The 13,824-nt window shown below is 70.3% G+C and carries 12 protein-coding genes; 11 read left to right on the top strand and 1 reads right to left on the bottom strand.

Annotation, left to right across the window (positions count from 1 at the left end):
* The first annotated feature begins 321 nt into the window (after positions 1-321).
* From FHX78_RS22650 to clpX, 3 genes are all read left to right on the top strand, one after another.
* On the top strand, positions 322-927 hold the full coding sequence (locus tag FHX78_RS22650; protein ID WP_164555846.1) for an ATP-dependent Clp protease proteolytic subunit: 606 nt from the start codon (positions 322-324) through the stop codon (positions 925-927).
* Between the two features lie 110 nt (positions 928-1,037).
* Positions 1,038-1,748 carry an ATP-dependent Clp protease proteolytic subunit gene (locus tag FHX78_RS22655; RefSeq protein ID WP_145869251.1) on the top strand — a complete coding sequence of 237 codons (711 nt, stop codon included), beginning with the start codon at positions 1,038-1,040 and terminating at the stop codon, positions 1,746-1,748.
* Between the two features lie 183 nt (positions 1,749-1,931).
* Complete coding sequence (gene clpX / locus FHX78_RS22660; RefSeq protein WP_030818444.1) at positions 1,932-3,218, top strand: ATP-dependent Clp protease ATP-binding subunit ClpX; 1,287 nt, start codon at positions 1,932-1,934, stop codon at positions 3,216-3,218.
* A 66-nt stretch (positions 3,219-3,284) separates the two neighbouring features.
* On the opposite strand, the gene FHX78_RS22665 is transcribed toward clpX, so the two are convergent.
* Positions 3,285-4,286, bottom strand: a complete 1,002-nt coding sequence (locus FHX78_RS22665; protein ID WP_145869252.1) for a hypothetical protein — start codon at positions 4,284-4,286, stop codon at positions 3,285-3,287.
* 137 nt (positions 4,287-4,423) lie between these two features.
* Between FHX78_RS22665 and FHX78_RS22670 the strand changes: the two genes are divergently transcribed.
* From FHX78_RS22670 to mreD, 8 genes are all read left to right on the top strand, one after another.
* On the top strand, positions 4,424-7,048 hold the full coding sequence (locus FHX78_RS22670; protein ID WP_145869253.1) for a valine--tRNA ligase: 2,625 nt from the start codon (positions 4,424-4,426) through the stop codon (positions 7,046-7,048).
* Between the two features lie 145 nt (positions 7,049-7,193).
* Positions 7,194-8,243 (top strand): acyltransferase family protein, encoded by a 1,050-nt coding sequence (locus FHX78_RS22675; RefSeq protein ID WP_145869254.1) that lies wholly within the window; start codon positions 7,194-7,196, stop codon positions 8,241-8,243.
* Positions 8,244-8,297: 54 nt separating this feature from the next.
* Positions 8,298-9,818, top strand: coding sequence for a bifunctional tetrahydrofolate synthase/dihydrofolate synthase (gene folC / locus FHX78_RS22680; RefSeq protein ID WP_145869255.1), 1,521 nt, complete (start codon positions 8,298-8,300; stop codon positions 9,816-9,818).
* 7 nt (positions 9,819-9,825) lie between these two features.
* Positions 9,826-10,176 (top strand): DUF4233 domain-containing protein, encoded by a 351-nt coding sequence (locus FHX78_RS22685; protein ID WP_145869256.1) that lies wholly within the window; start codon positions 9,826-9,828, stop codon positions 10,174-10,176.
* Between the two features lie 65 nt (positions 10,177-10,241).
* A complete protein-coding gene (ndk, locus tag FHX78_RS22690; RefSeq protein WP_145869257.1) occupies positions 10,242-10,655 on the top strand; it encodes a nucleoside-diphosphate kinase in 414 nt (137 codons plus the stop codon).
* 304 nt (positions 10,656-10,959) lie between these two features.
* Positions 10,960-11,979, top strand: a complete 1,020-nt coding sequence (locus tag FHX78_RS22695; RefSeq protein ID WP_046734341.1) for a rod shape-determining protein — start codon at positions 10,960-10,962, stop codon at positions 11,977-11,979.
* A gap of 171 nt (positions 11,980-12,150) precedes the next feature.
* A complete protein-coding gene (gene mreC, locus FHX78_RS22700) occupies positions 12,151-13,092 on the top strand; it encodes a rod shape-determining protein MreC (RefSeq protein ID WP_145869258.1) in 942 nt (313 codons plus the stop codon).
* 13 nt (positions 13,093-13,105) lie between these two features.
* On the top strand, positions 13,106-13,774 hold the full coding sequence (gene mreD / locus FHX78_RS22705) for a rod shape-determining protein MreD (protein WP_145869259.1): 669 nt from the start codon (positions 13,106-13,108) through the stop codon (positions 13,772-13,774).
* The last annotated feature ends 50 nt before the right edge of the window (positions 13,775-13,824 follow it).

The following is a 13,824-nucleotide window of genomic DNA, read 5'->3' on the forward strand; positions in this document are numbered from 1 at the left end:
CGACGACGTGATCACCAGGGCCCCGGGGTGCGCACCACTCCGGGGCTCCGGTGTCTGGCGCGCGGGGCGGCCGGCCCGGGGGCGCGGGGGACCGCGCGGGCGGCCACGGACGGCCCGCGGCCGCCCGCAAACCGAACAGGCGCCCCTCTACGCCCCCGGCGAACACCCCGGTTACCGGGATTCCCCGGCGCAGCCCCCGCGTTAGGGTCCATGAATACGGGGCCGGATAACCACGGCGAAATCGCCTTCAGGCCCCCGCAGGGAAACGTGAGACGGCCCGGCGCCGTCGTAAGACGAGCAGGTGGATACGTGACGAATCTGATGCCCTCCGCCGCCGGCGAGCCCTCCATCGGTGGTGGCCTCGGCGACCAGGTCTACAACCGGCTGCTCAACGAGCGGATCATCTTCCTCGGCCAGCCGGTCGACGACGACATCGCCAACAAGATCACCGCACAGCTGCTGCTCCTTGCCTCCGACCCGGACAAGGACATCTACCTGTACATCAACAGCCCCGGCGGCTCCATCACGGCCGGCATGGCGATCTACGACACCATGCAGTACATCAAGAACGACGTGGTGACGATCGCCATGGGCCTGGCGGCCTCCATGGGCCAGTTCCTGCTGAGCGCCGGCACCCCCGGCAAGCGCTTCGCACTGCCCAACGCCGAGATCCTGATCCACCAGCCGTCCGCCGGTCTCGCCGGCTCGGCCTCGGACATCAAGATCCACGCCGAGCGGCTGCTGCACACCAAGAAGCGCATGGCCGAGCTGACCTCCCAGCACACCGGCCAGTCGGTCGAGCAGATCACCCGCGACTCCGACCGTGACCGCTGGTTCGACGCCTTCGAGGCCAAGGAGTACGGCCTCATCGACGACGTGATCGCCACGGCCGCCGGCATGCCGGGCGGCGGCGGCACCGGGGCCTGAGCGGCCCTCGGGGGCCTCACAGCCCCCAGGGACCCACCGGGCCCCGCCCGGGCCCGGTGACAGCCCCAGCAGCCCCAGCCGACCGCCTCAGCCCCTTTCCAGGAGACACCGTGAACGACTTCCCCGGCAGCGGCCTGTACGACCTCCCCCACCGCCTCAACGGCGTGGGAGGTACCCCCCGCGCCGAGTACACCGGCCCCGCGGCCGAGTCCCGCTACGTCATCCCGCGCTTCGTCGAGCGCACCTCCCAGGGCATCCGCGAGTACGACCCGTACGCGAAGCTCTTCGAGGAGCGCGTGATCTTCCTCGGCGTGCAGATCGACGACGCGTCGGCCAACGACGTCATGGCGCAGTTGCTGTGCCTGGAGTCGATGGACCCCGACCGGGACATCTCGGTCTACATCAACAGCCCCGGCGGCTCCTTCACCGCGCTCACCGCGATCTACGACACCATGCAGTACGTGAAGCCGGACATCCAGACGGTCTGCATGGGCCAGGCGGCCTCCGCCGCCGCCGTCCTGCTGGCCGCCGGTACGCCCGGCAAGCGCATGGCGCTGCCGAACGCGCGCGTGCTGATCCACCAGCCGTACAGCGAGACGGGCCGCGGTCAGGTCTCCGACCTGGAGATCGCCGCCAACGAGATCCTCCGCATGCGGAGCCAGCTGGAGGAGATGCTGGCCAAGCACTCCACCCGGCCGATCGACAAGATCCGCGAGGACATCGAGCGCGACAAGATCCTCACGGCCGAGGACGCGCTGCAGTACGGCCTGATCGACCAGATCATCACCACCCGGAAGATGGACAACTCCAGCCTGCGCTGACGCGAGGTGGGGGTGTAACGTCTGCCGCCCCTTGGCACGGTTTGGCACGGTCCACGTCAAAGTGAACCGTGCCAAGGGGGGCCCGAACGGGGGGCTCGGCAAGGTACCGTCGGACATAAGGCAGCACCAGGAGCCGCCGGACACGGACGTCCGGTCGTCTCCCAGGCGAAGGGGAAGCACACCGTGGCACGCATCGGTGACGGCGGCGATCTGCTCAAGTGCTCGTTCTGCGGCAAGAGCCAGAAGCAGGTCAAGAAGCTCATCGCAGGGCCCGGTGTGTACATCTGCGACGAGTGCATCGATCTCTGCAACGAGATCATCGAGGAAGAACTGGCGGAGACCAGCGAGGTGCGCTGGGAGGAACTGCCCAAGCCCCGCGAGATCTACGAGTTCCTCGAGGGGTACGTGGTGGGGCAGGAGGCGGCCAAGAAGGCGCTCTCCGTCGCCGTCTACAACCACTACAAGCGCGTCCAGGCCGGCGAGAACGGCGGCGCGCAGGGCCGTGACGACGCCATCGAGCTGGCGAAGTCCAACATCCTCCTGCTGGGCCCCACGGGCTCCGGCAAGACCCTGCTGGCGCAGACCCTGGCCCGCATGCTGAACGTCCCGTTCGCGATCGCCGACGCCACGGCGCTCACGGAGGCCGGGTACGTCGGCGAGGACGTCGAGAACATCCTGCTGAAGCTGATCCAGGCGGCCGACTACGACGTCAAGAAGGCCGAGACCGGGATCATCTACATCGACGAGATCGACAAGGTCGCCCGAAAGAGTGAAAACCCGTCGATCACCCGCGACGTCAGCGGCGAGGGCGTACAGCAGGCCCTGCTGAAGATCCTGGAAGGCACCACGGCCTCGGTCCCGCCGCAGGGCGGCCGCAAGCATCCGCACCAGGAGTTCATCCAGATCGACACGACGAACGTGCTGTTCATCGTGGGCGGCGCCTTCGCCGGACTGGAGAAGATCATCGAGGGCCGGGCGGGTGCCAAGGGCATCGGCTTCGGCGCGACGATCATCTCCAAGCAGGAGCGGGAGTCCAAGGACCAGTTCGAGGAGGTCATGCCGGAGGACCTGGTCAAGTTCGGCATGATCCCCGAGTTCATCGGCCGCCTCCCGGTCATCACCAGCGTCCACAACCTGGACCGCGAGGCCCTGCTCCAGATCCTGGTCGAGCCGCGCAACGCGCTGGTGAAGCAGTACCAGCGCCTCTTCGAACTCGACGGTGTGGAGCTGGACTTCGAGCGCGAGGCGCTGGAGGCCATCGCCGACCAGGCCATCCTCCGCCAGACCGGCGCGCGCGGCCTGCGCGCCATCATGGAGGAGGTCCTCCAGGGCGTGATGTACGAGGTCCCGTCCCGCAAGGACGTCGCCCGCGTCGTCATCACGGCCGACGTGGTCCTGTCCAACGTCAACCCGACCCTCATCCCGCGCGACGCCCGCGGCCGGGGCTCCGGGGAGCAGAAGACGGCGTGACCGCCGCAGCGGCGGACAGCAAGGGGCCCCGGTCGACTCGACCGGGGCCCTTCGCGTTGCTGCGACTCAGGCCTTGACGCGGATCTGTTCGCGGAGCTTGGTGGTGAGGTCCACCGCGGTGTCCTTGCCGACGCCCGTGCCGGCGTTGTCGCCGGGCGAAACCATGGCGACCGTGCTGTAGTCGGCCCAGGCGCAGAACCAGTCGGTCGACTCCTTCTTGGTCAGCGCGTTGGTGCTCTTGGTCGACTGGCACTTGGCGACCGCGCCGTCGATCTCGACCTTCTCGGGCTCACCGATCAGCTCGGCGTTCTGCATGCCGCTCGAGGAACTCGAGGAGTTCTTCTCGACCCCCTCCTGGATGTTGGTGAAGAACCTGTCCAGCGTCGCCTCGGGCTCGGCGATCTCGCCGTAACCGCCCACCATGGTGACGCCCTTGGCGGTCAGCAGCTCGGCCTGGTCCGGGAAGTCGCCCGCGGTGCTGGGGTCCGACGGGTCGTAGTTGCCGAAGTCGGCGGTCGACCACTGCCCGATGATCGCGGTGCCGTTCTTGACCCCGCTCTTCTCCATGTCCTCGGCGGTGTCGGAGCCGCTTTCCTCGGTTCCGTCACCGAAGCGCGTGTAGTCGCTCAGCACCGTCTCGGGTGTCGTGAGCTTGTGCGGGCCGTCGTCCTCCAGGCCGCCCCCCGCGCCGCCGCCCCCGCCGATCACGAAGTACGCGCCCACGCCGATCGCCGCCACGACCGCCACCGCGCCGAGGATGATGCCGGCCTTCTTGCCGCCGCCGCCCGACGCCGGGGGCTGGGGCGCCATGCCGTACGGGGGCTGGCCGTAGGGCGGCTGCTGGCCGTACGGGGGCTGCTGGCCGTAGGGGGCCTGCTGGGGCGGGACGCCGGGCTGGCCGGGCTGCTGCGGGTAGCCGTAGCCGGGCTGGCCGGGCGGGGGAGCCTGCTGGGGGTAGCCGTAGCCGGGCTGCGGAGCCTGCGGCTGCTGGCCGTACGGACCCGGCTGGCCGTACGGTCCGGGCTGCTGGGGCTGCCCGCCGTACGGGCCCGGCTGGTTGTAGCTCATGACTGGGTTCCCCTCCGGATACTTATGTACTGCTGACATCCTGGCTCAGGGGTGACGCGTTCAAGTCAGCGGGGGCCGCACCGTTACAAAGGAATCGCGTTTCGGGACAGCGCCGTGACGCCTCTAAACTGACCCCCGTGACCGAGAACTCTCAGCAGCCGCACACAGCGCCCACGACCGAACTGCCGACCCAGTACGCGCCGGCCGATGTAGAGGGGCCGCTGTACGAGCGCTGGGTGGAGCGCGGTTACTTCGAGGCCGACGCCAAGAGCGACAAGCCTCCCTACACCGTCGTCATCCCGCCGCCGAACGTCACGGGCAGCCTGCACCTCGGGCACGCCTTCGAGCACACCCTCATCGACGCCCTGACCCGCCGCAAGCGGATGCAGGGCTTCGAGACGCTGTGGCAGCCCGGCATGGACCACGCCGGCATCGCCACGCAGAACGTCGTCGAGCGGGAGCTCGGCAAGGAGGGCAAGTCCCGCCACGACCTCGGCCGCGAGGCGTTCGTCGAGCGGGTCTGGCAGTGGAAGGGCGAGTCCGGCGGCCAGATCAGCGGCCAGATGCGCCGCCTCGGCGACGGCGTCGCCTGGTCGCGTGAGCGCTTCACGATGGACGAGGGCCTGTCCCAGGCCGTCCAGACCATCTTCAAGCGGCTCTACGACGACGAGCTGATCTACCGCGCCGAGCGCATCATCAACTGGTGCCCGCGCTGTCTGACCGCGATCTCCGACATCGAGGTCAACTACGAGGAGGCGGACGGCGAGCTCGTCTCCATGAAGTACGGCGACGGGGACGACACCATCGTCGTCGCCACCACCCGCGCCGAGACGATGCTCGGTGACACGGCCGTCGCCGTCCACCCCGACGACGAGCGCTACAAGCACCTCGTCGGCAAGCTCGTCAAGCTGCCGCTGACCGACCGGTCCATCCCGGTCGTCGCCGACGAGCACGTCGACCCCGAGTTCGGGACGGGAGCCGTCAAGGTCACCCCGGCGCACGACCCGAACGACTTCGAGATCGGCCAGCGGCACGACCTGCCGTCCCTCACGGTGATGGACGAGCACGCCGTCATCACCACCCACGGCCCCTTCCAGGGCCTGGACCGCCTCGAGGCCCGCTCCGCCATCGTCGCCGCGCTGCGCGCCGAGGGCCGGATCGTCGCCGAGAAGCGGCCCTACGTCCACTCCGTCGGCCACTGCTCGCGCTGCAAGACCACCATCGAGCCGCGCCTGTCCATGCAGTGGTGGGTCAAGGTCGGCCCGCTGGCGAAGGCGGCCGGCGACGCGGTCCGCGACGGCCGCGTCGCGATCCACCCGCAGGAGATGGAGAAGCGGTACTTCGACTGGGTCGACAACCTGCACGACTGGTGCATCTCGCGGCAGTTGTGGTGGGGCCACCGCATCCCGGTCTGGTACGGGCCGAACGGCGAGGTCGTCTGCGTCGGACCGGACGAGGAGGCCCCGACCGGCGAGGGCTGGCACCAGGACACCGACGTCCTCGACACCTGGTTCTCCTCCGGCCTGTGGCCGTTCTCCACGCTGGGCTGGCCGGAGCGGACCGAGAGCCTCGCGAAGTTCTACCCGAACTCCGTCCTGGTCACCGGCTACGACATCCTCTTCTTCTGGGTCGCCCGGATGATGATGTTCGGCCTGTACGCGATGGACGGCACCCCGCCGTTCCACACCATCGCCCTGCACGGCATGGTCCGCGACCAGTTCGGCAAGAAGATGTCGAAGTCCTTCGGCAACGCGGTCAACCCGCTGGACTGGATGGACAAGTACGGCTCCGACGCCCTGCGCTTCACCCTCGCGCGCGGCGCCAACCCGGGCGTGGACGTGCCGATCGGCGAGGACTGGGTCCAGGGCTCGCGCAACTTCGCCAACAAGATCTGGAACGCGACCCGCTTCGCGCTGATGAACGGCGCCACGGTCGAGGGCCCGCTGCCGGACGCGTCGAGGATGTCGCCGACCGACCGCTGGATCCTGTCCCGGCTGAACACGGTGGTCGCCGAGGTCGACGCGTACTACGACGACTTCCAGTTCGCCAAGCTGTCGGACGCCCTGTTCCACTTCGCCTGGGACGAGGTCTTCGACTGGTACGTCGAGCTGTCCAAGACGACGTTCCAGGCGGGCGGCGAGCCGGCCGAGGTCAGCAAGCGCGTCCTCGGTGAGGTCCTCGACGTCACCCTGAAGCTGCTCCACCCGGTCGTCCCCTTCGTCACCGAGACACTGTGGACGACGCTGACGGGCGGCGAGTCGGTGGTCGTCGCCGACTGGCCGAAGGACAGCGGCTTCCGTGACACCGGCGCCGAGCGGGAGATCGCCACGCTCCAGTCGGTCATCACCGAGGTCCGCCGCTTCCGCGCCGACCAGGGCCTCCAGCCCGGCCAGCGGGTCCCGGCCCGGCTGGCGCTCGACGGCTCGGCGCTCGCCCCGCACGAGCCGGCCATCCGGCAACTGCTCCGCCTCCAGCCGGAGGGCGACTCCTTCACCGCCACGGCGACCCTGCCGGTCGCGGGCGTCGAGGTCGCGCTGGACCTGTCCGGCGTGATCGACGTCGCCGCCGAGCGCAAGCGGCTGGCGAAGGACCTCGCCGCTGCCGAGAAGGAGAAGGCGCAGGCCACGGCGAAGCTCGGCAACGAGGCGTTCCTGGCGAAGGCCCCCGACCACGTCGTGGACAAGATCCGCACGCGGCTGGCGAAGGCGGACGAGGACATCGCCCGCATCCAGGCCCAGCTGGAGCGGCTGCCCGCCGCCTGACGGCCCGCCCGGACAACCCGCGGCCCCCGACCGGAGTCCTTCCGGTCGGGGGCCGTTCACGTGGTGGTGGGCCGCGCGTAACCCGACCGGGAGAACCTGCGTCTTCGCCCCACGCCAGGACCACGCCGTCAGGAGCAGCCCCACGATGCCCCGCACCGCGCCCCCGACCGCCGCACCGCCCGCCGGACAGGCCGAGCAGGGCAGAACCGGCCGGGAGAGGCGCCACGACATCGACCTGCTGCGCGTCCTGTGCACCGCGGCCGTCGTGCTGGTGCACGCCTCCGCCGAGTTCCTCGACGCGGGCCACCGCACCACCGGCGTCCTCGGCGACTCGGCCAGCCGGTTCGCCGTGCCCGCGTTCTACGCGATGGCCGGCTGGGCGATCCTCGCCGGCTCACCGGTGCGCGGCGACACCCAGCTCCTCACCCGGCTCGGACGCATCCTGCGCCCCATGGCCGTGTGGACGGCGCTCTACCTGCTCTGGCAGTACCTGTTCGGGCCGCCCCTGGACGGCGGGGCCAAGGAGGCGGTACGGGCCCTCTTCGGCTCGGTGGAGGCCGCCTTCCACCTCTGGTACCTCTACGCCTACGTCCCGCTGCTGCTGCTCCTCGGCGTCGCCGTGCTCGTCCTCGGACAGCGCGCCACGCCCCGCTGGTCGGCGCTGCTGCTCGGCGCCCTCGCCGTCGCGCCGGTGCTGAGCGAGGACGTGCGGACCCTCACCGGGCTGCCGCTGCCCCCGTGGGGATGGAGCGTGCCGCTGTACGCGCTCGGCTACGCGGTGGCGGGCGCCGCCCTGCTCGCCGCCCGGCGGCGCGGACCGCGCCCGCTGTGGCTGGCGGGCGTGGCGGTCGCGTTCGTCGCCCTCGCCGTGTACCAGTTCACCGTGCGGCTCCCGGCCGGGTACGGGAGCGCCGCGGTGGCCGCGCTGACCTTCGCCGTGCTCGGCGCGGTGGCCGGGGTGCGGGTGCCGGAGCGGGCGCGGGCGGTGCTGGTGCGGCTGTCGGACGCGTCGTTCGGGACCTACCTGGTGCATCTGCTGTTCGTGATGGTGCTGGTCAGGCCCGTCGCCGAGAGGGTGCCGCACGGGTTCGCGGCGCCCGTGGCGCTCGCCGTGACGGCGGTGGCCGCCGCCGCGCTGTCCTTCGCCGTGAGCGTCCTGTGGGGCCGGCTGGGGATGCGGCGGTGGCTCGGCTGAGGCGGGACCCCGGGGCAGCCGGGCGCCGCCCCGGCGGCTCCGTAGACTGGGTGCGTGAGCGAGCGCCCAGAATCAGCAGGTCCCGACCCGGACGACACCTTTGACGAGTTCACCGAGCTCGTCGAGGAGGAGACCCGCCGCGACCCCGACCTCGCGGTGATCGAGGCCGGCAGCCGCACCCTGCGCACGCAGGGCGGCCCGCCGCAGTCCGAGGTCCCGGCCCGGCCGGCCGACCCCGAGGTCGACAAGGCGCTGCGGGAGGTGGAGGGGGAGCTGGCCGGCCGCTGGGGCGAGACCAAGCTGGAGCCGTCGGTCAGCCGCATCTCCGCGCTGATGGACGTGCTGGGCGAGCCGCAGCGGACGTACCCCTCGATCCACATCACGGGGACGAACGGCAAGACCTCCACGGCCCGCATGATCGAGGCCCTGCTCGGCGCCTTCGAGCTGCGCACCGGCCGCTACACCTCCCCGCACGTCCAGTCGATCACCGAGCGGATCAGCCTCGACGGGGCGCCGATCACCGCCGAGCGGTTCATCGAGACGTACCAGGACGTCAAGCCGTACGTCGAGATGGTCGACGCGCGGCAGGAGTACCGGCTGTCCTTCTTCGAGGTGCTCACCGGCATGGCGTACGCCGCCTTCGCCGACGCGCCCGTGGACGTGGCCGTCGTCGAGGTCGGCATGGGCGGCAGCTGGGACGCGACCAACGTGATCGACGGGAGCGTCGCCGTGGTGACGCCCATCGACCTGGACCACACCGACCGGCTCGGCTCCACACCCGGCGAGATCGCCTCCGAGAAGGCCGGCATCATCAAGCGCGACGCCACCGTGATCATGGCGCAGCAGCCGGTGGACGCGGCGCAGGTGCTGCTGAAGAAGGCCGTCGAGGCGGACGCGACGGTGGCCCGGGAGGGCCTGGAGTTCGGTGTCGTCGCCCGGCAGGTCGCGGTCGGCGGCCAGCTGGTGACGCTGCGCGGGCTCGGCGGCGAGTACGAGGAGGTGTTCCTCCCGCTGCACGGCGCCCACCAGGCGCACAACGCGGCCGTGGCGCTCGCCGCGGTGGAGGCGTTCTTCGGCGTCGGCGCGCAGCGCGAGGGGCAGCTCGAGATCGACACCGTCCGCAAGGCCTTCGCCGCCGTCGCCTCCCCGGGCCGGCTGGAGGTCGTACGGCGCTCGCCGACCGTCGTCCTGGACGCCGCCCACAACCCGGCGGGCGCGCGGGCGGCCGCCGAGGCGATCGGGGAGGCGTTCCAGTTCAGCCGGCTCATCGGCGTCGTCGGCGCGAGCGGCGACAAGAACGTGCGCGGGCTGCTGGAGGCGTTCGAGCCGGTCTTCGCCGAGGTCGTCGTCACCCAGAACTCCAGTCACCGCGCGATGGACGCCGACGAGCTGGCGGGCATCGCCGTCGAGGTGTTCGGCGAGGACCGCGTGCAGGTCGAGCCGCGGCTGCCGGACGCGCTGGAGGCCGCGATCACGCTGGCCGAGGAGGAGGGCGAGTTCGCGGGCGGCGGTGTGCTCGTCACCGGTTCCGTCATCACCGTCGGCGAGGCCCGGCTGCTCCTGGGAAAGGGCTGAGGAAACCGTGCGTACGCTCTGCGCTTCGACGCTGATCGGCGAGTTCTTCATCATCGGGTTCGCCGGTCTGGTCGCGATGAAGGACCCGGACCTGTCCACCGGCACGGTGTGGACGGTCTGCGGTGTCGCGATGTTCCTGTCGGTGGTCCTGTGCGGGGTGATCACCCGGCCCGGCGGTGTGGCCCTCGGCTGGGCGTTCCAGATCGCCCTCGTCGCCTCCGGGGTCTTCGTCCCGATGATGTTCTTCATGGGCGCGGTCTTCGCGGTGCTGTGGTGGGCGTCGGTGCACTTCGGGCGGAAGGTGGACGAAGCGAAGGCCCGTTTCGCCGCCGGGGCCGACCAACCTGACGCTGCGTGACAGATGCCACGACACGCCCGGTAACCTCATCTCCCCGCACAACTTCACGCACAAGGAGCTCCGTCGTGACCCAGCGCACCCTCGTCCTGCTCAAGCCCGACGCGGTCCGTCGTGGCCTGACCGGCGAGATCATCAGCCGTATCGAGCGCAAGGCCGGCTGGCAGATCACCGCGCTGGAGCTGCGCACCCTGGACCAGGACACGCTGGAGCAGCACTACGGCGAGCACAAGGGCAAGCCGTTCTACGAGCCGCTGGTCGAGTTCATGGCCTCCGGCCCGGTCGTGGCGATGATCGTCGAGGGTGAGCGGGTCATCGAGGGAGTGCGCCAACTGGCCGGTCCCACCGACCCGATCGCCGCCGCGCCGGGTTCGATCCGCGGCGACTTCGGCGTCATCGTCCGGGAGAACCTGATCCACGCGTCCGACTCCGAGGAGTCCGCCGAGCGCGAGGTGAAGATCTTCTTCCCGGGTCGCGCGTAACCTCGCGCATAACGATCACGTCGCGGCCGCGTTCAGCGTCTTTGCCGCCTGTCGGATGGTCTGGGGGCTTTGCCCCCGGACCATTTTTGGCATATGCGAGGCGTTCGGGGGAACGGATGCCCCCGATGGCCCGTCTCCACAAGCAGGGGGACACGCCGTCTGATGACAATGGCGAAGACCCTCGCACGGTGTTCGCGAAGGCGCGTCTACGATGGAACCCTTCACGTCACCGCACCCACCTCGCCGACCTGAAAAGCCCTCAAAAGCTCGTGGGAAGGCCAGACGAATCCTGATGGGGAACTCAATGTCGTTCATCGGCCGTGACATGGCTGTCGACCTCGGGACCGCCAACACGCTGGTGTACGTCAGGGGTCGTGGGATCGTACTCAACGAGCCGTCCGTCGTCGCGATCAACACCAACACCGGTGGCATCCTCGCGGTCGGTGCCGAAGCGAAGAAGATGATCGGGCGCACACCCGGCAACATCGTCGCCGTGCGTCCGCTGAAGGACGGCGTCATCGCCGACTTCGAAATCACCGAGCGGATGCTCCGCTACTTCATCCTGAAGATCCACAAGCGGCGGTATCTGGCTCGTCCGCGGGTCGTCGTCTGCGTGCCCTCGGGCATCACCGGCGTCGAGCGCCGCGCCGTCATCGAGGCGTCGTCGCAGGCCGGCGCCCGTCAGGTGCACATCATCGAGGAGCCCATGGCCGCCGCCATCGGCTCCGGGCTGCCGGTCCACGAGGCCACCGGCAACATGGTCGTGGACATCGGCGGCGGCACCACGGAGGTCGCGGTCATCTCCCTCGGCGGCATCGTCACCGCCCAGTCCATCCGCGTCGCGGGCGACGAACTGGACAACGCGATCATCCAGCACATCAAGAAGGAGTACTCCCTCCTGCTGGGTGAGCGGACGGCCGAACAGATCAAGATCACGATCGGTTCGGCGTACGAACTCGACTCCGACGAGCACACCGAAATCCGTGGCCGGGACCTCGTCTCCGGGCTGCCGAAGACCGTGGTGATCTCCGCCGCCGAAGTGCGCAAGGCGATCGAGGAGCCGGTCAACGCCATCGTCGACGCCGTCAAGACGACCCTCGACAAGTGCCCGCCGGAGCTGTCCGGCGACATCATGGACCGAGGAATCGTTCTGACCGGCGGCGGAGCGCTGCTGCGCGGGCTCGACGAGCGGCTGCGCCGGGAGACGGGCATGCCGATCCACATCGCCGAGGACCCGCTGGACAGCGTCGCGCTCGGTTCCGGCAAGTGCGTCGAGGAGTTCGAGGCGCTCCAGCAGGTGCTGGACGCCCAGCCGCGCAGATGACGCGATTCTTCGATTCCGCCGTACGGGACGTTCTTCTCTCGTACGGCGGATCGCTGATATCGCGGCATAAGCTCTCCCGCAACGCCTCGAAAGCCCGGCTCCCAACGCCGGAGAACTGAACAACCCGACACCTCAAATCCGTTCTCGACGAGGAAGGCACGGCCGCCGCACGTGAGGGACACACGAGAGAGCCGGCTGCTCCTGGTGCTGCTGATCGCCATCGCGTTCGCACTGATCACGGTGGACATCCGCGGCGGGGAGGATTCACCGGTCGACGGTGCCCGGCAGGCCGCGGTCACCGTCTTCGGCCCGATCGAGAACGGCGTGTCCAGCGCGGTCGACCCCATCGGCAACGCCGTCACCGCCGTCCGCGAATCAGGCGAGCGGCACGACCGGCTCGCCGAACTGGAGCGGGAGAACGCCGCGCTCAAGGCCGAACTCGGCAGCGACGACCGCAGCCGCAGCCGCCTCGCCCAGCTCGACGAACTGCTGAAGGTCTCCGGCCGCGGCCAGTACGGCATCAAGGGCGCCCAGGTCATCGCCATAGGAGCGGCCCAGGGCTTCTCCTGGACCATCACCATCGACGCCGGCGCGAACGACGGCATCAAGCGCGACATGACCGTCCTCAACGGCGACGGACTCGTCGGCCGCGTCACCACCGTCGGCCCGGACACCGCCACCGTGCTGCTCGCCACCGACCCCGACTTCACCGTCGGCACCCGCATGGAGGCCGGTGACGAACTCGGCTTCGCCTCCGGCCAGGGCGACCGCCCGCTGCGCGTCGAACTGCTCAACGGCAAGGCCGAGGTCAAGAAGGGCGACCGCCTGGTCACCTTCGGCTCGCAGGCCGACAAGCCGTTCGTGCCCGGCGTCCCCGTCGGCGTCGTCTCCCGCGTCGACCCCTCCGGCGGCGACCTCACCCGCACCCTGTACGTCACCCCGTACGTCAGCTTCAGCAAGCTCGACGTCGTCGGCGTCGTCGTCCAGGCCCCCGAGAAGGACCCGCGCGACACGGTGCTCCCCGAGAAGTCCGAGCCGAAGCCCACGCCCACCGTGACGGTGACCGTCACGCCCTCCGCCCCTGCCGACGGCCAGTACCAGCAAGAGCAGTAGGAGCTGTCACCCCATGCGCGTCAACCGGATCCTGCTCTCCAGCTCACTGGTCGTCGTCGCCCTGGTGATCCAGGTGAGCGTCCTCGCCCGCCTCCACCTCCCGGGCGCCGTCCCCGACCTGCTGCTGCTCACCGTCCTCGGCCTCGCCCTGGTCTACGGCCACGTCGGCGGCGCCCTCGTCGGCTTCGCCGCCGGACTCCTCGCCGACCTCGCCCCGCCCGCCGACCACGCCGCCGGGCGCTACGCCCTCGTGCTGTGCGTCATCGGCTACCTCGCCGGACTCGTCAAACCCGAGACCGGGCAGGTCAAGTCCGCCACCGGCCCCATGGCCGTGGTGGTCGCCGCGGCCGTCGGCTCCACCCTGCTCTACGCCGGTGTCGGCGCCCTCGTCGGCGACACCGCCGCCCGCCATGTCGGCCTCGGCTCCCTGCTGTTCACCGCCGCGCTGTACGACCTGCTGCTCGCCCCGTTCGTCGTCCCCGGCGTCATGGCCCTGGCCCGCCGCGCCGAGAACGACCCGCTCGCCGAGACCGGATCCGCCAAGTCCGGCGACATCTCCTCCGGCTGGCTCTCCGGCGGCACCGGGCTGCGCATCGGCGGCCGGCGCAACGGACTGCGGGTCAAGGCGGCCCGCGCCCGGGTGGCGCGCGCCGGACGCATCAAGGGGGTCAAGCGCCTGTGACCTCCCGGAACTTCACTCGAACGGGTGATCGAGAACGGAACCGCGGGGCG

It is taken from the genome of Streptomyces capillispiralis, assembly GCF_007829875.1.
Classification (GTDB): Bacteria; Actinomycetota; Actinomycetes; order Streptomycetales; family Streptomycetaceae; genus Streptomyces; species Streptomyces capillispiralis.